Source organism: Streptomyces sp. NBC_01433, from assembly GCF_026340105.1.
Taxonomy (GTDB): domain Bacteria; phylum Actinomycetota; class Actinomycetes; order Streptomycetales; family Streptomycetaceae; genus Streptomyces.
In genome coordinates, this window is record NZ_JAPEPM010000001.1 from 3,060,739 (window position 1) to 3,076,928 (window position 16,190).

Consider the following 16,190-nt stretch of genomic DNA (forward strand, 5'->3'; position numbering starts at 1 on the left):
GTAGACATGAGGAGCGTGCACCGCTTTGTCCCCTTCGAGCCCGCAACGGGTTGATGCGGTCCATGGTTCCGGGATCGCGCAGGCAATGTGCGTGACCCCGGTCACTTTGACCGGACAAAACGGACACCATCTTTGTGCACGCGTTCACAAAGACATAGCCTGCATTCGACGGGGCGGTCTTGGGACATACGGCCGCCTGCAGCCCCGCTCATCCCGCAGGAGCACCGTGGCAACTGGCCGAACTCACCGACCGGCGACCCGTAGCCGAGGAATTCCCGAGGCCACCGTCGCCCGACTTCCGCTGTATCTGCGCGCACTGACCGCGCTCTCCGAGCGATCGGTCCCCACGGTCTCCTCCGAGGAGCTCGCCACGGCCGCGGGGGTCAACTCCGCGAAGCTGCGCAAGGACTTCAGCTACCTGGGGTCCTACGGCACCCGCGGTGTCGGGTACGACGTCGAGTATCTCGTGTACCAGATCTCCCGCGAACTCGGGCTCACCCAGGACTGGCCGGTCGCCATCGTCGGTATCGGTAACCTCGGCGCCGCGCTCGCCAACTACGGCGGCTTCGCCTCCCGCGGTTTCCGGGTCGCGGCCCTGATCGACGCCGACCCGGCCATGGCCGGTACGCCCGTCGCCGGGATCGCCGTCCAGCACACCGACGACCTGGACCGGATCATCAGCGACAACGGTGTGTCCATCGGCGTGATCACCACGCCGCCCGGCGCCGCCCAGCAGGTCTGCGACCGGCTCGTCGCCGCGGGCGTGACCTCCATCCTGAACTTCGCCCCGACCGTGCTCTCGGTGCCCGACGGCGTCGACGTGCGCAAGGTCGACCTCTCCATCGAGCTCCAGATCCTCGCCTTCCACGAGCAGCGCAAGGCCAGTGAGGACGCCGCGGCCGCCGAGGGCGACGACGAGGCGGCGCCGCCGATGCGCGCCACCCCGGTGAGCCGGAAGGGACCCGACGGGGACATGCCCGCCGTGATGCCGGCATGAGTCTCCTCGTCGTGGGTCTGAGCCACCGCAGCGCCCCCGTCTCCGTCCTGGAGCGGGCCTCGCTGGCCGCCGACACCCAGACCAAGCTGTTGCAGGACACCCTCGCCGCGGAGCCCGCGACCGAGGCCGCCGTGCTGGCCACCTGCAACCGCATCGAGCTGTACGCCGACGTGGACAAGTTCCACGCGGGCGTCGCCGAGCTGTCCACCCTGCTCGCCCAGCACAGCGGGGTCGGGCTCGACGAGCTCACTCCGTATCTCTATGTGCACTACGAGGACCGGGCCGTCCACCACCTCTTCTCGGTGGCCTGCGGCCTCGACTCGATGGTGGTCGGCGAGGGCCAGATCCTCGGCCAGATCAAGGACGCGCTCGCGCTGGGCCAGGAGATCCACACCGCGGGCCGGCTGCTGAACGACCTCTTCCAGCAGGCCCTGCGGGTCGGCAAGCGCGCCCACAGCGAGACCGGGATCGACCGGGCCGGGCAGTCGCTCGTCACCTTCGGGCTCCAGCAGCTCGCCGGTGACGCCGACCCCGCCGCCTGGGCCGGCGGCAAGCGCGCCCTGGTGATCGGCGCGGGCTCGATGTCCTCGCTGGCCGCCGCCACCCTCGCCCGTACCGGCGTCTCCGAGATCGTCGTCGCCAACCGGACCCGGGCCCGCGCCGACCGGCTCGTCGAGATCCTGCACCAGGCCGACGGCACCGGTGTGCGCGCCCGTGCCGTCGAGATGGCCGTGGTCGCGGACGAACTGACACGTGCCGACGTCGTGGTCTCCTGCACCGGCGCCACCGGGCTCGTCCTGACCGCCGAGGCCGTCGCCGGAGCGCTCGGCGTCCCCTACGACGCCGCCGTCGAGGCGCCCGCGGCCGCCGCCGCCGCCGCCCCCGGCGACCTCGACCAGCACGCGGCGTGGGTGGAGAACGGTTCCGCCACGGCTGCCGCCCCCAGGACCGCGCGGGCCCTCGTGCCCGCGCAGAGCACCGGCCCCGTCCGGCTCGCCCTGCTCGACCTCGCCATGCCGCGCGACATCGACGGAGCGGCCCACCGCATCGACGGTGTGCGCCTCGTCGACATCGAGTCGCTCGCCGAGGCGTCCGCGGACGCCCCGATGGCCGCCGATGTGGACCAGGTGCGCACCATCGTCGGCGACGAGGTCGCCGCGTTCGGCGCCGCTCAGCGCGCCGCCCATGTCGCCCCGACCGTGGTCGCCCTGCGCACCATGGCCGCCGATGTGGTGGCCGGTGAGATCGCCCGGCTCGACGGGCGCCTCCCCGACCTGAACGAGAAGCAGCGCGCCGAGATCACCCAGACCGTGCGCCGCGTAGTCGACAAACTCCTGCACGCGCCCACGGTGCGGGTCAAGCAGCTCGCCAGTGAGCCCGGCGGCGCCGGGTATGCCGACGCGCTGCGGGAACTCTTCGACCTCGACCCGCAGACGGTGGCCGCCGTCTCCCGGGCAGACCTGAACGACCCGAATAGAGGGCGGTCATGACCGACAACTCATCCCCGGGCGCGCAGAGCACCGCGCCCCTGCGGCTGGGCACCCGACGCAGCAAGCTCGCCATGGCGCAGTCCGGCCTGGTGGCCGACGCGGTCAGCGAGGTGACCGGGCGCGCCGTCGAGCTCGTCGAGATCACCACGTACGGGGACACCTCCCGCGAGCACCTCGCGCAGATCGGCGGGACCGGTGTGTTCGTCGCCGCCCTGCGCGACGCACTGCTGCGGGGCGAGGTGGACTTCGCCGTCCACTCGCTCAAGGACCTGCCGACCGCACAGCCCGAGGGCCTCGTGCTGGCCGCCGTGCCGCTGCGCGAGGACCCGCGCGACGTCCTGGTGGCGCGCGACGGGCTGACCTTCGCGCAGCTGCCGTCCGGCGCCCGCGTCGGCACCGGTTCGCCGCGCCGCATGGCGCAGCTCAACGCGTACGCCCGGACCCACGGCATCGACATCGAGACCGTGCCGATCCGGGGCAACGTCGACACCCGGATCGGTTTCGTACGAAGCGGAGAGCTGGACGCGGTGGTTCTCGCCGCCGCCGGGCTCAGCCGCCTCGGCCGCACCGATGAGGTGACCGACTTCCTGTCGGTCGACATCATGCTGCCCGCTCCCGGCCAGGGAGCACTGGCGATCGAATGCGCTGCGACCAGCGCGGACCTCGCCGCCGCGCTCGCCGAGCTCGACGACCCGTACACCCGGGCCGCCGTGACCGCCGAGCGTGCCCTGCTCGCCGCCCTGGAGGCCGGCTGCTCCGCACCTGTGGGTGCGTTGGCCGACCTCCTGGTCGACGGTCAGTCTGTCAACGAACTGCGCCTGCGCGGTGTCGTCGGTTCCACCGACGGTTCCACGCTGGTGCAGCTGTCCACCACCGGTCCCGTTCCCACGTCGCACGACGACGCGGCGGCCCTCGGTCGCGAACTCGCGTCCGAGATGCTTGCCAAGGGTGCGGCCGGTCTTATGGGGGAGCGAGCACTTTGAGCCCCACCGGCCCCGCCGCATCCGACTTTCCGGTCCTGTCCGCACAGGGACACGTCACCTTCCTCGGCGCCGGTCCCGGCGACCCCGGACTGCTGACCCTGCGCGCCGTCGAGGCGCTCGCGAGCGCGGACGTCCTTGTCGCCGAACCGGAGGTGCTCGACGTCGTTCGCTGCCATGCGCGGGCAGGCGTAAGCACCCCTGAGCTGACGGTTGTTGACGTGGCGTCAACAGTCGCCGGAGTACCCGTTCTCAGGGACGCGGCCAATCTTGTCATGGAGGCCGCGAAGGGTGGCAGGCGGGTCGTCCGTGCTGTTACCGGCGATCCCGGTCTCGACGGCAACGCGGGCGCCGAGATGCTCGCCTGCGCCGCCGCGGGGGTGCCTTTCGAGGTCGTCCCCGGTGTCGCGAACGTCGTGGGTGTGCCCGCGTACGCCGGGGTGCCGCTGCGTGACGCGCAGGGTGCCGACGTGCGCTTCGTGGACGCCCGTACCGCTTCGGACCGCTGCTGGAGCGAGGTCGGCGCGAGCGACGCGACGGCCGTCGTGGCGACCACGCTGGACTCGGTCGCGGCCGCCGCCGGTGAGCTGGTGTCCGCGGGCCGCAAGCCCGACACCCCGCTGACCGTCACGGTCGCGGGCACGACCACCCGCCAGCGCACCTGGACGGCGACCCTCGGGACGATCGCCCAGGTCCTGAAGCAGGCCAAGGTCCTCCCGTCGCCGGACGGGCACCAGTCGGTCATAGCCGTGGTCGGGGAACGAAGCTCAGCCGCCCAGCGCGACCAGCTCGCGTGGTTCGAGTCCAAGCCGCTGTTCGGCTGGAAGGTGCTCGTGCCGCGGACGAAGGAGCAGGCGGCGTCGCTCTCCGACCAGCTGCGTTCGTACGGTGCCGTGCCGCACGAGGTCCCGACGATCGCCGTCGAGCCCCCGCGTACGCCCCAGCAGATGGAGCGCGCGGTCAAGGGCCTGGTCACCGGCCGCTACGAGTGGATCGCCTTCACCAGCGTGAACGCGGTGAAGGCCGTCCGGGAGAAGTTCGAGGAGTACGGGCTCGACGCCCGTGCCTTCGCCGGGATCAAGGTCGCGGCCGTCGGCGAGCAGACCGCCGCCGCGCTGATCGACTTCGGTGTGAAGCCCGATCTGGTGCCGTCCGGTGAGCAGTCCGCCGCCGGTCTGCTGGAGGACTGGCCGCCCTACGACCCGGTCTTCGACCCGATCGACCGCGTCTTCCTGCCGCGCGCCGACATCGCCACCGAGACCCTGGTGGCCGGCCTCATCGAGCTGGGCTGGGAGGTCGACGACGTCACCGCGTACCGCACGGTCCGCGCCTCGCCGCCGCCCGCCGACACGCGTGAGGCCATCAAGGGCGGCGGCTTCGACGCGGTGCTCTTCACCTCGTCCTCGACGCTGCGCAACCTGGTCGGCATCGCGGGCAAGCCGCACAACCTGACCGTCATCGCGTGTATCGGCCCCGCCACGGCCAAGACCGCCGAGGAGCACGGCCTGCGGGTCGACGTCCTGTCGCCGGAGCCGTCCGTGCACAAGCTCGCCGAGGCGCTCGCCGCCTTCGGCGCGCAGCGCCGGGACGCGGCGAAGGAGGCCGGTGACCCGGTGACCCGGCCGAGCGAGCGCCGTCCGGGCGCGCGGCGCCGTCGTACGACGACCTGACCGGCGGATTCCGCTGTGGGCCCGGCCGCTTCGGTGGCCGGGCCCGTCCGTCGTTCCGGGCCTTTTTCCGGGCCTTTTCCGTCACGGGTGTCGGTAAGACGCCGATGTGCGCGGGTCTATGGTCGAAGGATGACTGTGTACGGAAACTTCCCCGGCTCCCGCCCCCGGCGGCTGCGGACGACCCCGGCGATGCGGCGGATGGTCGCCGAGACACGGCTCGACCCGGCGAATCTGATCCTCCCCGCGTTCGTCCGCGAGGGCATCGGCGCCCCGGTCGCCATCTCGGCCATGCCCGGAGTGGTGCAGCACACCCTGGACACCCTGCGGAAGGCCGCCGTCGACGCGGTGTCGGCCGGGGTCTCCGGGATCATGCTCTTCGGTGTCCCGGAGGACGCGAAGAAGGACGCCCGGGGCACGGCGGGCACGGACCCGGAGGGCATCCTCCAGCTCGGTCTGCGCGCCGTGCGGCAGGAGGTCGGTGACGATCTCGTCGTCATGTCCGACCTCTGCCTGGACGAGTACACCGACCACGGCCACTGCGGGGTCCTGACGGCCGACGGCCGCGTCGACAACGACGCCACCCTGGAGCGGTACGCCGAGATGGCCCAGGTCCAGGCCGACGCGGGCGCCCATGTGGTGGGCCCCAGCGGCATGATGGACGGCCAGGTCGGGGTCGTCCGCGACGCGCTGGACCAGACGGGCCACGAGGACGTGTCGATCCTCGCGTACACCGCGAAGTACTCCTCCGCCTTCTACGGCCCCTTCCGCGAGGCCGTCGGCTCCTCGCTCAAGGGCGACCGCAAGACGTACCAGCAGGACCCGGCGAACGCCCGCGAGTCCCTGCGGGAGCTGGCGCTCGACCTCGACGAGGGCGCCGACATGGTCATGGTCAAGCCGGCCGGACCGTACCTGGACATCCTCGCCAAGGTCGCCGACGCGGTGGACGTGCCGGTCGCCGCGTACCAGATCAGCGGTGAGTACGCGATGATCGAGGCGGCGGCGGAGAAGGGCTGGATCGACCGGGACGCGGCCATTCTGGAGAGCCTGACGGGCATCCGGCGGGCCGGGGCGCAGATGATCCTGACGTACTGGGCGACCGAGGTCGCCCAGCGGCTGGGCCGCAGCGGCTCCTGACGGCCGTCCCTCGGCGGGTGCACCGCCGAGGGCGTCCCTCGGCGTCGCACCGCCGCGGGCCGGGGGATCTCCCGCCCGGCGGGCGCGCCTACTTCCCTGTGGCGTAGGCGCTCCAGATCCGGAGCGGGAAGGCGTTGCCGCGGTCCGACTTGTCCCCGCCCACGCCCTGCATTCCCAGCAGTTGGGGGGTGCCGGGCTTGTTGCGGAACATCGTGACAGCGGTGGTCAGTCCCTCGGTGTGGCCGATGAACCAGGCCGACCTCATCCGGTCGCCCTCGCCGGTCGCGCCCGCCGAGAGGCCGTCGAGGGCCTGGGACCTGATGAACGGTTCGAGCTGCTTCTCCCGTGCCAGTTTCGTCCAGGCCACCGTCCCCAGGACGTTGTTCACGTTGTTCGCCACCGAAGCGTCCATCGCGCGCCGCAGCTCGGGCTTCGCGAAGCCCTCGACCTCCTCGCCGTCGCGGGTCACCCGGGTCACCGAGTAGGGATCGGCCCGCATGCCCTCGTTGCTGAAGGCGGTGTACGCGTCCGCCATCCTGACCGCGCTCGGTGTGGACGTTCCGAGGGGGAAGGACTTGTCCAGGCGGGCCAGGCTCTCCTCGTGCAGCCCGGCCGCGACCGCCAGCTCCTTCACCTTCTTCAGCCCGATGTGCTTGCCGAGCTGGACGAAGGTGGCGTTGGCCGACGTGATCAGCGCCTCGCTCAGGGTCGTCGGCGCCGTGACCTTCACCCCGCCGGGAACGGCCCCCGGCGGATGGGTGGACACCGCCAGCGGGCCGCCCGAGATCAGATTCCCCTCACTGTCGTAGCCGCTCTCCAGGGTGATCCCGCGGCCGTGCTGAAGGGCCGCGGCCAGCACGAAGGGCTTGAAGGCCGAGCCGACGGGGACGCCCGCGGTGTCGGCGTTGTTGGCGAAGCGGGTGGTCGCGTCGGCCCCGCCGTACACCGCGACCACGGCCCCGTCCTCGGGCCGCACGGATGCGGCGCCGATCTCGACGTACTTGTCCTCGGGGCGCTTCTTGGGGTCGAGGTCGCGCTCGCGCACGCTCCGCACGGCCCGCTCCAGCTGCTGCGTCCGGTCCTTCTCGAAGGTGGTGTGCACCCGGTAGCCGCCCCGGGCCAGATCCTTGTCGGTGAGGCCCGAGCTCTTCTTGATGTACTTGTTGGCGATGTCGACGAGGTAGCCGGTCTGGCCGCCGAGGCTGGTCGGCTTGGCGGCCGTGCGCGGCTCGGGGAACTCCCGGTACTTGGCCCGTTCGGCCTTCGTCATCCTGCCGGTCTCCACCTGCCGGTCGAGGATCCACTTCCAGCGGCCGACGGCGCGTTCGTGGTTGCCCTTGCTGATCGCCGGGTCGTACTGCTCCGCCCCCTTGAGCAGGGCCGCGAGCAGCGCCGCCTGGCTGGGGTCGAGGTCCTTCGCGGGGATTCCGTAGTACGCCTGCGCCGCCGCCTGGACGCCGTTGGCGCCGCGGCCGAACCAGCTGGTGTTCAGATACCCCTGGAGGATCTCCTGCTTGGTCTGCTTGTTGTTCAGCTTCAGCGAGATGAAGAACTCCTTCAGCTTCCGGGTAGCCGTCTGCTCCTGGGTCAGATAGGTGTTCTTCACGTACTGCTGGGTGATGGTGGAGCCGCCCTGGGTCTCACCGCCCTTGACCACGCTGACGACCGCGCGGGCGAGCCCCGTCACCGATACCCCCGGGTCGTCGTAGAAGGTCTCGTTCTCGGCGGCGATGACCGCGTCCTCCACCGAACCCGGTATGTCGGCGAGCGTGACGTTCTGCCGGTTGACCGTGCCCACGCTCACCAACTGGCTGCCGTCCGCCCAGTAGTAGACGGAGCCCTGCCGGCGCGCCTCCGCGTTCTCGTCCGGGATGTCGACGGACGCGTACACCACGGCGAACAGCCCTGCCAGCGCGCTGAATCCGAGCAGGACCCCGGTCAGCACGTGCCGCCACGAAGGGACCCAGCGGCGCCAGCTGGTTCTGCCCCGGCGGGGGTAGTCGATCAGGCGTCCGCGGTGGCGGTTCCGGCGTTTGGGGCGTCGGGCCATGCTCCAGCTCCTCGTTCACCGTCCGCAGCGGGGGCGCGGACTTGTGAGAGGAGATGTTCCGGATAGCGATCAGGTTGTCTCGGGGGCCCCAACCTGCACAAGTGGCCCGAGCGGCATCGGGCCGTGGGAGCGCTCAGGCCCTGCCCGCCTCTTCGAGGACGGACCTCGCGCCGGCCTGGACGAGGGGGTCCTCGTCCGCCCGCGCGGCGGCGGTCAGGGCCTCGGTGACCGCCGGGTCGGCCGTGGCGTAGGGGCCGAGCGCCAGCACCGCGTACTGGCGCACCAGGTCCTCCTCCGGGTCGTTCAGCGCTGCCAGCAGGGCCCGGCCGGCGCGGTGGGCAAGAGCGGGGTCGGCCGGTGGCCACAGGCGCAGGAGCGTGGCGCACTCGACGCGGGCGAGGTCGTACTCGCCCGCGTCGGCGACCACCGAGACGAGGAACGGCTGCGCGGCGACGTTGGCGTCCAGTTCGGCGATGATCGCGCGCTTGCGGTCGCTGTCGGCGGGCAGGGCGCGGTACTCCGCGATGAGGCGTCGCGCGGTGTCCGCGTCGTCCGGGTGGGCCGTGTCGCCCGCGTCATCCGGGTGGGTCATGGCGCTGCGGTGCCTTCTGTCTGTCGGGCCGGAGGCGGCGGGGCCGCGAGGCGTGGTGGCGTTCAGGAACGTACGGGAAGTGCTGCCGACACCCTCCCCGTACGCCGGTGGGTCAGTCCCACCAGAAGGACCACGCCTCCTGGTTGAGCAGCGACTTCTCCGCGTAGACGGCCAGGTCGTCCGACGGGCCCTGGTCGATGTTGTCCGGGCAGAACGCGTAGTGCTCCTCGGCCAGTGCCCGCGCCTCCGCCGGGGTCGTGGGCGGCCGTCCGACCGAGACGACCAGGGTGTCGAACCCCAGCTCCACGACCCGGATGTCGAACCGGTCCTCCCAGGATCGGAGCACCGCGCAGAGCCTGGCCACGTCGTTCTCGTGGTTCATCGGGCCGGTCCAGCCGATCGACGCGGGTATGTCGGCGCTGCGGCGGGCCGGGACGAGCGCGATCCGCGGACCGGACTCCCCGCCGCGCACGTCGATGATCTGGCCCGCGATCTCGGCGGCCAGCGAGTCCGGGCCGTCCAGCCCGTCGGCCTCCGGGCGGGGGGCCAGGACCAGGTGCTCGGGGTCGTCCTCGAACTCCTCGGTGTTGTACGACCGGTAGTCGTTGAGGACCTCTTCGGCATCGTGGTCGCCGGGATACGACGTCCCGTCCGGGTCGAGGTCCCACTCCTCGGGCCACTGGTCCCGCCTGCCGCCGTCGATCAGCACCGGCAGCAGCCCCAGCGGCTTCCCGGCGGCGCGCATCGCCGACCAGGTGCGGGGAGTGGCGGGGTCGTTCGCGTACCAGAGGAGCGGTTCGTCCCAGGTGCCGTCCATGGTGTTGTCCACCAGGGAACCGGGCGGGAGGTCCAGGCCGGAGGTGGCCAGCGACGGCAGGGGGTTCGGAAGCGATGCCATGAGCGTGACTCTAAGCGGCGCCACTGACAGTGCGACGGCGAGCGCGACGGCGCGGCTGCGGGTGCTGGGGGCGCCTCGGGCGTAACGTCGGCGGCCGTTCCCGGGAGGGCGTACTCCTGGATACGGAAACGGCGGGTACCCCATGAACAAGATCGTCTTGATGATGTCGGTGTCCCTCGACGGCTTCTTCGAAGGTCCGGAGCGGGACATCGCATGGCACCTCGTCGACGAGGAGCTGCACCAGCACTTCAACGACGAACTCCGCACAGTGGGCGCGTTCCTGGACGGCCGGGTCAGCTACGAACTGATGGCCGGGTTCTGGCCGACCGCCGACGCCGACCCGGAGAGCTCTCCGCAGATGGCCGAATTCGCCGGTATCTGGCGGGACATGCCGAAGTACGTGTACTCCCGCACCCTGGAGCGGGCCGACTGGGGCACGACCGTGGTGCGCGAGATCGACGCCGCTCAGATCGAGGATCTACGGGCGCGGGCGGACGGGGACCTCGCGCTCGGGGGCGCGAACCTCGCGGCGGGCTTCCGCCGTCTAGGCCTGATCGACGAGTACCGGATCTACGTCCACCCGGTACTGCTCGGGCGCGGCAGGCCGCTGTTCGCGCCTTCGGACACACGGGAGGACCTGCGCCTGGCGGGAACCCGGACCTTCGGCAACGGTGTGGTGCAGCTGCGTTATGAGGCGGTCCGGGCGTGAGGGGTGCGGCGTGTGCGGTGTGCGGTGCGTGAGGTGGTTCAGGCCGTTCCGGCGAACGCGGCGAAGGCGGACCACGCGTTGGGCGCGACGGTGAAGGTCGGGCCCTCGGGGTTCTTGGAGTCCCGGACGTGGACGGCGGCGGGGTGGGCGGCGACCTCGACGCACTGCCCGCCCTCGTCGCTACTGTGGCTCGACTTCTGCCAGTCGTAGGCGACTTCAAGGCAGGCGCCGCCTTCGTCGGCGCTGTAGCTCGACTTGTGCCATTGGTGGGCGACTTCGAGGCAGGCGCCGCCTTCGCTGCCGCTGTAGCTCGACTTGAACCAGTCCAGTGCGGTGTTCATCGCTCTCCCAGTAAACGGTCCAGCAGGCGCAGGGTCTCTTCGGGGCTGAGGCCCTGAGCTCGCAGCATCGCATACTTCTGGGTGAGGATGCTGACCTCATTCGGGTCAGAGATCAGCTGGCTGCCGCGCTGGGTTTCGGAGTACGCGGCGTGCTGATGGTCCGGGGTCTCCAGGAGAGTGAAGGGGCCAGCCAGTCCTGCGTGCGTGCTGCTGCTGAAGGGCAGCACCTGAAGGCAGACACCGGGGAGTTGGGCGCTGTAACGCAGATGACGCAGCTGTTCCCGGTGCTCGTCGTCGGGGAGGATCTTCAGCATCAGGACCGCTTCCCAGATCACCATGCTGATCGTCGGCGGCACGTCCCGCTTGAGGATCTCCTGCCTCTTCAGCCGCGTCGCGGTCTGGGTCTCGATCTCCTGCGCGCTGAAGACCGGAACCTTGTTGCGGAAGACCGCCTCCGCGTACGCCTTCGTCTGGAGGAGCCCCGGGATGACCTGGTTGTCGTACCAGGACAGGGCCAGCGCCTCCTGTTCCATGTCGATGTACTGCTCGGCCCACGCCGGGATCAGGTCGATCTCCGGCATGTTCTCCACAGACGTCTCCAGGGCGCCCTTCGTACCGAGCAGGACGTCCATGCGGCGGGCGAGATCGGGCAGCAGAGCGCGTCTGCCCTGCTCGATGGAGGCGATGGTCTCCACCTGTACGCCGACAGAGGCCGCCAGTTGAGGTTGGGTCAGGCCCGCCGTCACGCGGAACAGTCCGACGAGCTTGCCCACGAGCTTCATGGCCGACGCGTTCTTGCGCTGTCGCTTCCCGGGTTGCATATGGTTCGAACTCCCACCGACGTGCCGACGTCACGCACGCACGACCCGTACAAAAGATTTGTACGGGTCCGGGTCAGGCTTCCTGCGTGAGGTGGTTCAGGCCGTTCCGGCGAACGCGGCGAAGGCGGACCACGCGTCCGGCGCGACGGTGAAGGTCGGGCCCTCGGGGTTCTTGGAGTCCCGGACGTGGACGGCGGCGGGGTGGGCGGCGACCTCGACGCACTGCCCGCCCTCGCTTCCGCTGAAGCTCGACTTCTGCCAGTCGTAGGCGACTTCGAGGCATTCGCCGCCGTCGCTGCCGCTGTTGCTCGACTTGAACCACTCGCGTGCCGTGCTCATAACTCTCCTAGCAGCCGGTCCAACAGGTGCTTCGGTCCATGGCGTTCAGGACCTGTTCCGCAGCATCACATACCCGCTGTTCCAGGACGCTGATCTCGTCCTGGCCGAACGCGGCACGTGCGTGGTTCTCGACAGGGGCTTCGTCCGGGTCAGGCGTCCCGGTCCGGCGTGGCGTCTTCGACCGCCTCGCGGACGTCCGCGTCCGGGTCGGCCGACAGGCGGTGGAGAAGGTCCGCGACGCCCGGCGTCGACCAGTGGGCGACCGCGTCCACCAGGGCCACCCGGACCGCGGGGGCGGGGTGGTCGGCCAGGTGGGTCAGCTGGTCCAGTGGGCCGCGTCGGCGCATCCGGAACCAGTAGAGCGCATCCGTGAGTTGGGCGGGGTCCCCGGGGTCGCCCGCCGCGGCGATCCGGCGCAGGAGCACCGCTGTGGCGGGGGCCGGGCCGTCCAGGGGGTGCGGGCGGCGCCGGCGCAGGCGTTGTGAGCCGTACTCGCCGCGTACCCGGCAGCCGAAGCAGGTGCAGGGGGGCCTGCCGTGCGCGTCGGGGACGTAGCGCCAGCCGGTGACCTGCTTGACCGAGCGCAGCCGGTGCACCTCGCGTCGGGTGACCGGACGGGGGACGAACACCTCCCAGCCGCGCGGGTCCTCCAGGGCTGCCGTGCGGCGGACCGCCTCGGCGGCGGTGGTGGTCGCGGGGTCCAGGTGGTAGCGGCCCAGGGTGACGGGTTCGTCGTCCGGCAGGCGGATGTGGACGGCGACGAGGGGGCCTTGCCCGCAGTGCCGGGCCAGTTCGCGCAGCCACTGGTGGGTGAGGGTGTACGAGGGGAGAACGGGGAAGCAGTAGAGGCCCCGTGATCCGGTGCGGCCGTGGCTGATGGCCCGTATTCCGGAGCGGCGGATGCGCGCCGCGTTCGCCGAGGGTGTCAGGTGCACGAACATCGCCATGCCGCTGATGCTAAGCCGTGTCCGCGACGGCGTCGCCGGGATTCTCGTCGGGGGCCTTGCCCGGGGCTCGGCCGTCCCGGCTCCTGCGGTAGCTCACCCAACTGACGCCCAGGGCGCCGGCTCCGGCGCAGAAGAGGGCGATCGTGATCCAGAGTTTCGTGTGGAGCGGTGAGGTGGACCCGTACGCCCAGCCGGGGCCCGCGAAGATCGTGTCGCCCTCGGTCACTCTTCCGCCGGTGATCTTCCCGGACTCCGTGTGGCCGTCCGCGAACGCCCACCTCCCGTAGCAGTAGGAGGGGCCCGACTGTCCGGCGCCGCCCTCCACGCACCGCGCGACGCTCCGGACGGTGGCGGACTCGCCGGTCATGAGTTTCCGTGCGCCGTCCCCGGCCCACAGGACCATGAGGAGCGGCAGGAAGGAGGCCAGGAGGAGTGGGCCGACGATCGCGCCCCATGTCCTCACACGGGACGGCCAGGGGGGCCGGGCGGGCTGTTCGGTCGTCCCGCGCATGACCCACCACGCCCTTCCCCCGTGCCGATCCCCGGTCCCGGTCCTCGGCCCCCTCCCCGATGGTACGAGCTACTGCCCTTCGGGGAGGGCGGGTCGGTGTTCCGGCGGAGTGCGGTTCACCAGCTGAGCGCGTCGGACATCTCGCTCTGCCAGTAGGTGACCCTCAGGGTGCTGTCCACGTACACGCTCTTGCCCAGCGGGACGACGGCCGCGGGGCCGGTGCTGTCGGAGATGCCGCCCCGGCCCGCGAAGCCGACGGACAGGTTCTTGGTCGAGTAGCCGCCGGTGCCGCTGCCGTCGGCGGAGGACGTCATGACACCGGCGTATCCGGACTCACCCGGGGCGAGGGTGACCACGGCCTGCGGCTGGCTGTCCTCGTAGACCGGCGGGACGGACTGGGCCTCGCCGAAGCGCAGGGCGGGGTAGTAGTACGCGTCGCAGTTCTTGCTGCCGGTGTTGGTGACCGTGAGCAGCATGTGGTTGACGGGGCGGCTCACGGGGGTGAGCGTGAGCTTGGTGTTCGAGGCCTTGCACGCCGTGCCGCCCGAGCTGGAGCTCTTGGCCGGGGTCTTGGTGTCCGGAGTCTTGGTATCCGGGGCCTTGGCGGCGGGAGCGGCGGTGCTGCTCGTTCCGTCGCTGGTTCCCGTGTCGCCGCCGCTGTCCTTGGCATCGTCCTTCGCGGAGGGCTTCTGGTCCGCCTGGCCTCCGGTGGAGGCCGCCGGAGGCGTGGAACCGGAGGCTCCCGCCGCGCTGTCCTCGCCATTGCAGGCGGTGAGCGAAAGGGCGGCCAGGAGGGCGGTCGCGGCGAGGGCGGTCGTGCGGATGCGGTTGCTGCGCATGGTGTTTCTCCCCGTGGAGTGGTGCGTGGTGATGTGGTGTGAAGGCTGACCCGACAGGTCAGTGATGGCGGATCAGGAGGGTCACGACCGTCGTGGCCGCGATCAACACGCAGATCGCCAGGACATCGATGGGTTCGATGCGGAAACGAAATGACACGGCTGCTTCCCGGTGAGTGCTGGGCTGCCCTGCGGTGTGGTCACAGCTTGCGGGGCGAACGATTCCGGCCGCAACGCCGCTCGGCCCATTGGGAATGCTGGAACGCCTGCGCGTACGGTGACCTGGGCAGATTCCACGTCCCTGGAACGGTGTTCCGGGACGCATCAGGAGGGGGAACGCCGTAGTGGCGACGCCGGAGGCCGTGGAGTTCGCGGCTCTGCTGAAAGAACTGAAGGACCGTTCGGGGCGCAGCTACGGGGTTCTCGCCGGAAGACTCCACGTCAGCACGTCCACCCTCCACCGGTACTGCAACGGGGACGCCGTGCCGAACGAGTACGCGCCGGTCGAGCGGCTGGCGCGGCTCTGCGGGGCCACGGGCGACGAGTTGGTGGCGCTGCACCGGCGGTGGATCGTGGCCGATGAGGCGCGGCGGCGGGGCGCGGGGAAGCCGGAGGCGGGGGCGAGCCGGGTGCCTGCGCCTGTGCCTGCGCCTGTGCCTCCGGCGGAGGCAGCGGTTCCGGTGGAGCCGGTGGTCCCGGTGGCCGTGTCGGAGCCGTCGTCACCGCCGGAGGCCGTATCGAAGTCCGACGCGCCTGCCGACCGACCGGCCGGGCAACCTGCCGGCCAACCCGCCGACACGCAGGCCGACTCACAGGCCGATGAACCTGCGGACGTACTCGCCGGGGGACCCGCCGCCGGGCGGACCGTCCCGGCCCGTCCGGGGCGGTTCGCCTCGCGGCGGCTGCGCGTCCTGCTGGCGGCGACCGCCGTCGTCGCGCTCGCCGTCTCCGGTGCGCTCATCGCCAGCAACCTCGCGGGCGCACCGGCGGACGACGCGCGCAACGGCTCCGGCGCATCCGAGGGCGACGTCCCCCCGGTGCCCGGTGCCGACAGGAGCGCCCTGGCGGCGACCGGCACTCCGACGCCCTCGGGGACACCCTCCAAGGACGGTTCCCCGGCCACGCCTTCCACACCGGCAAAGGGTTCCACGCCCCCGAGGTCCGCTTCGCCCAAGGCACCGGCCGCCGGTGGCGTACCCGTGACCGCCACCATCAGTTCGTACAACTGGGAGGAGCCCTGCGGGCAGTACTACCTCCTCGACCAGAAGCCCGACGACGTACCGCCGCCGCCCGTACCGCAGGACACCCGGGGCTGGGCGAGGGCGCTGGGCGGAGTGGACGGGGGCGCCATGATGCTCGAACTCACCCTCCAGGGGACCTCGAAGGACGTGGTCGTCCTCAACGGGCTGCACGTACGGGTACTGGCACGCAACGCGCCGCTGCCCTGGTCCGCGTACTCGATGGGCGACGGGTGCGGGAGCGGCGTCACACCGCAGAGCTTCGACATCGACCTGGACGACGGCCGGCCGCGCTCGAAGCCGGTCGCCGGGAAGCAGGGCGACACCGTCGTACCCGCGAAGGACTTCCCGTACCAGGTCAGCTCCACCGACGTGGAGGTGTTCAACCTCGACGCGCACGTGGAGGGGCACGACGTCACCTGGTACCTGGAGCTGGACTGGAGCAGCGGGGGCCGGAAGGGGACGCTGCGCATCGACGACCACGGCAAGCTGTTCCGTACGAGCAGCATCAAGACCCGGCCCGAGTACCGCTACCGGCACGACACGGCCCAGTGGGTGGAACCCGACTTCTGATTCTGACGCCGGAACGCGGCGGCTTCGGACGCGGTTACGCGGCTTCGGACGCTGTTACGCGGAC

Annotated in this window: 16 protein-coding genes; 7 read left to right on the forward strand and 9 right to left on the reverse strand. The window is 71.2% G+C overall.

What is annotated here, in order from left to right; genetic code table 11:
- Positions 1–226 precede the first annotated feature (226 nt).
- The 5 genes from OG413_RS13800 (at position 227) to hemB (ending at position 6,271) form a co-directional block, all read left to right on the forward strand.
- Positions 227–997 (forward strand): redox-sensing transcriptional repressor Rex, encoded by a 771-nt coding sequence (locus OG413_RS13800; RefSeq protein WP_266805529.1) that lies wholly within the window; start codon positions 227–229, stop codon positions 995–997.
- Positions 994–2,487, forward strand: coding sequence for a glutamyl-tRNA reductase (locus OG413_RS13805; protein WP_266805531.1), 1,494 nt, complete (start codon positions 994–996; stop codon positions 2,485–2,487). Before OG413_RS13800 ends, OG413_RS13805 begins: the two co-directional genes overlap by 4 nt.
- On the forward strand, positions 2,484–3,470 hold the full coding sequence (gene hemC, locus OG413_RS13810) for a hydroxymethylbilane synthase (RefSeq protein ID WP_266805533.1): 987 nt from the start codon (positions 2,484–2,486) through the stop codon (positions 3,468–3,470). The genes OG413_RS13805 and hemC overlap by 4 nt, the downstream gene beginning before the upstream one ends.
- A complete protein-coding gene (locus OG413_RS13815; RefSeq protein ID WP_266805535.1) occupies positions 3,467–5,137 on the forward strand; it encodes a bifunctional uroporphyrinogen-III C-methyltransferase/uroporphyrinogen-III synthase in 1,671 nt (556 codons plus the stop codon). Before hemC ends, OG413_RS13815 begins: the two co-directional genes overlap by 4 nt.
- Before the next feature lie 129 nt (positions 5,138–5,266).
- Positions 5,267–6,271 carry a porphobilinogen synthase gene (gene hemB / locus OG413_RS13820; protein WP_266805537.1) on the forward strand — a complete coding sequence of 335 codons (1,005 nt, stop codon included), beginning with the start codon at positions 5,267–5,269 and terminating at the stop codon, positions 6,269–6,271.
- 88 nt (positions 6,272–6,359) lie between these two features.
- Here hemB and OG413_RS13825 read toward each other — a convergent pair whose 3' ends face one another.
- From OG413_RS13825 to OG413_RS13835, 3 genes are all read right to left on the reverse strand, one after another.
- The gene (locus OG413_RS13825; RefSeq protein ID WP_266805539.1) at positions 6,360–8,321 is read right to left on the reverse strand and encodes a transglycosylase domain-containing protein; all 1,962 of its coding nucleotides are present in this window, start codon (positions 8,319–8,321) and stop codon (positions 6,360–6,362) included.
- Between the two features lie 133 nt (positions 8,322–8,454).
- Positions 8,455–8,913: a hypothetical protein gene (locus OG413_RS13830; protein ID WP_266805541.1), complete on the reverse strand. Its 459-nt coding sequence runs from the start codon at positions 8,911–8,913 to the stop codon at positions 8,455–8,457.
- Between the two features lie 112 nt (positions 8,914–9,025).
- Positions 9,026–9,811: a DUF4253 domain-containing protein gene (locus tag OG413_RS13835; protein WP_266805542.1), complete on the reverse strand. Its 786-nt coding sequence runs from the start codon at positions 9,809–9,811 to the stop codon at positions 9,026–9,028.
- A gap of 142 nt (positions 9,812–9,953) precedes the next feature.
- Here OG413_RS13835 and OG413_RS13840 point away from each other — a divergent pair, with 142 nt between their 5' ends.
- Complete coding sequence (locus tag OG413_RS13840) at positions 9,954–10,520, forward strand: dihydrofolate reductase family protein (protein ID WP_266805543.1); 567 nt, start codon at positions 9,954–9,956, stop codon at positions 10,518–10,520.
- A 38-nt stretch (positions 10,521–10,558) separates the two neighbouring features.
- On the opposite strand, the gene OG413_RS13845 is transcribed toward OG413_RS13840, so the two are convergent.
- The 6 genes from OG413_RS13845 to OG413_RS13870 all read right to left on the reverse strand — a co-directional run bounded on the left by OG413_RS13845 (position 10,559) and on the right by OG413_RS13870 (position 14,318).
- Positions 10,559–10,861, reverse strand: coding sequence for a DUF397 domain-containing protein (locus tag OG413_RS13845; protein ID WP_266805544.1), 303 nt, complete (start codon positions 10,859–10,861; stop codon positions 10,559–10,561).
- Positions 10,858–11,643 carry a helix-turn-helix transcriptional regulator gene (locus tag OG413_RS13850; RefSeq protein WP_266810131.1) on the reverse strand — a complete coding sequence of 262 codons (786 nt, stop codon included), beginning with the start codon at positions 11,641–11,643 and terminating at the stop codon, positions 10,858–10,860. Before OG413_RS13850 ends, OG413_RS13845 begins: the two co-directional genes overlap by 4 nt.
- 135 nt (positions 11,644–11,778) lie before the next feature.
- Complete coding sequence (locus tag OG413_RS13855) at positions 11,779–12,021, reverse strand: DUF397 domain-containing protein (RefSeq protein ID WP_266805545.1); 243 nt, start codon at positions 12,019–12,021, stop codon at positions 11,779–11,781.
- Positions 12,022–12,170: 149 nt separating this feature from the next.
- Positions 12,171–12,968 (reverse strand): HEAT repeat domain-containing protein, encoded by a 798-nt coding sequence (locus OG413_RS13860; protein ID WP_266805547.1) that lies wholly within the window; start codon positions 12,966–12,968, stop codon positions 12,171–12,173.
- A gap of 10 nt (positions 12,969–12,978) precedes the next feature.
- Positions 12,979–13,479 (reverse strand): hypothetical protein, encoded by a 501-nt coding sequence (locus OG413_RS13865; RefSeq protein ID WP_266805549.1) that lies wholly within the window; start codon positions 13,477–13,479, stop codon positions 12,979–12,981.
- A gap of 116 nt (positions 13,480–13,595) precedes the next feature.
- The gene (locus OG413_RS13870; RefSeq protein ID WP_266805551.1) at positions 13,596–14,318 is read right to left on the reverse strand and encodes a DUF4232 domain-containing protein; all 723 of its coding nucleotides are present in this window, start codon (positions 14,316–14,318) and stop codon (positions 13,596–13,598) included.
- A gap of 341 nt (positions 14,319–14,659) precedes the next feature.
- Between OG413_RS13870 and OG413_RS13875 the strand changes: the two genes are divergently transcribed.
- Positions 14,660–16,126 (forward strand): helix-turn-helix transcriptional regulator, encoded by a 1,467-nt coding sequence (locus OG413_RS13875; protein WP_266805552.1) that lies wholly within the window; start codon positions 14,660–14,662, stop codon positions 16,124–16,126.
- Positions 16,127–16,190 lie beyond the last annotated feature (64 nt).

What these genes read in the sequence shown, in the direction of transcription:
- OG413_RS13845 (WP_266805544.1), bottom strand. Translation starts at nt 10,861, where the DNA reads ATGAACACCGCACTGGACTGGTTCAAGTCGAGCTACAGCGGCAGCGAA.
- OG413_RS13835 (WP_266805542.1), bottom strand. Translation starts at nt 9,811, where the DNA reads ATGGCATCGCTTCCGAACCCCCTGCCGTCGCTGGCCACCTCCGGCCTG.
- OG413_RS13830 (WP_266805541.1), bottom strand. Translation starts at nt 8,913, where the DNA reads ATGACCCACCCGGATGACGCGGGCGACACGGCCCACCCGGACGACGCG.
- OG413_RS13860 (WP_266805547.1), bottom strand. Translation starts at nt 12,968, where the DNA reads ATGGCGATGTTCGTGCACCTGACACCCTCGGCGAACGCGGCGCGCATC.
- OG413_RS13850 (WP_266810131.1), bottom strand. Translation starts at nt 11,643, where the DNA reads ATGAAGCTCGTGGGCAAGCTCGTCGGACTGTTCCGCGTGACGGCGGGC.
- OG413_RS13825 (WP_266805539.1), bottom strand. Translation starts at nt 8,321, where the DNA reads ATGGCCCGACGCCCCAAACGCCGGAACCGCCACCGCGGACGCCTGATC.
- hemC (WP_266805533.1), top strand. Translation starts at nt 2,484, where the DNA reads ATGACCGACAACTCATCCCCGGGCGCGCAGAGCACCGCGCCCCTGCGG.
- OG413_RS13805 (WP_266805531.1), top strand. Translation starts at nt 994, where the DNA reads ATGAGTCTCCTCGTCGTGGGTCTGAGCCACCGCAGCGCCCCCGTCTCC.
- OG413_RS13840 (WP_266805543.1), top strand. Translation starts at nt 9,954, where the DNA reads ATGAACAAGATCGTCTTGATGATGTCGGTGTCCCTCGACGGCTTCTTC.
- OG413_RS13865 (WP_266805549.1), bottom strand. Translation starts at nt 13,479, where the DNA reads ATGCGCGGGACGACCGAACAGCCCGCCCGGCCCCCCTGGCCGTCCCGT.
- hemB (WP_266805537.1), top strand. Translation starts at nt 5,267, where the DNA reads ATGACTGTGTACGGAAACTTCCCCGGCTCCCGCCCCCGGCGGCTGCGG.
- OG413_RS13855 (WP_266805545.1), bottom strand. Translation starts at nt 12,021, where the DNA reads ATGAGCACGGCACGCGAGTGGTTCAAGTCGAGCAACAGCGGCAGCGAC.
- OG413_RS13870 (WP_266805551.1), bottom strand. Translation starts at nt 14,318, where the DNA reads ATGCGCAGCAACCGCATCCGCACGACCGCCCTCGCCGCGACCGCCCTC.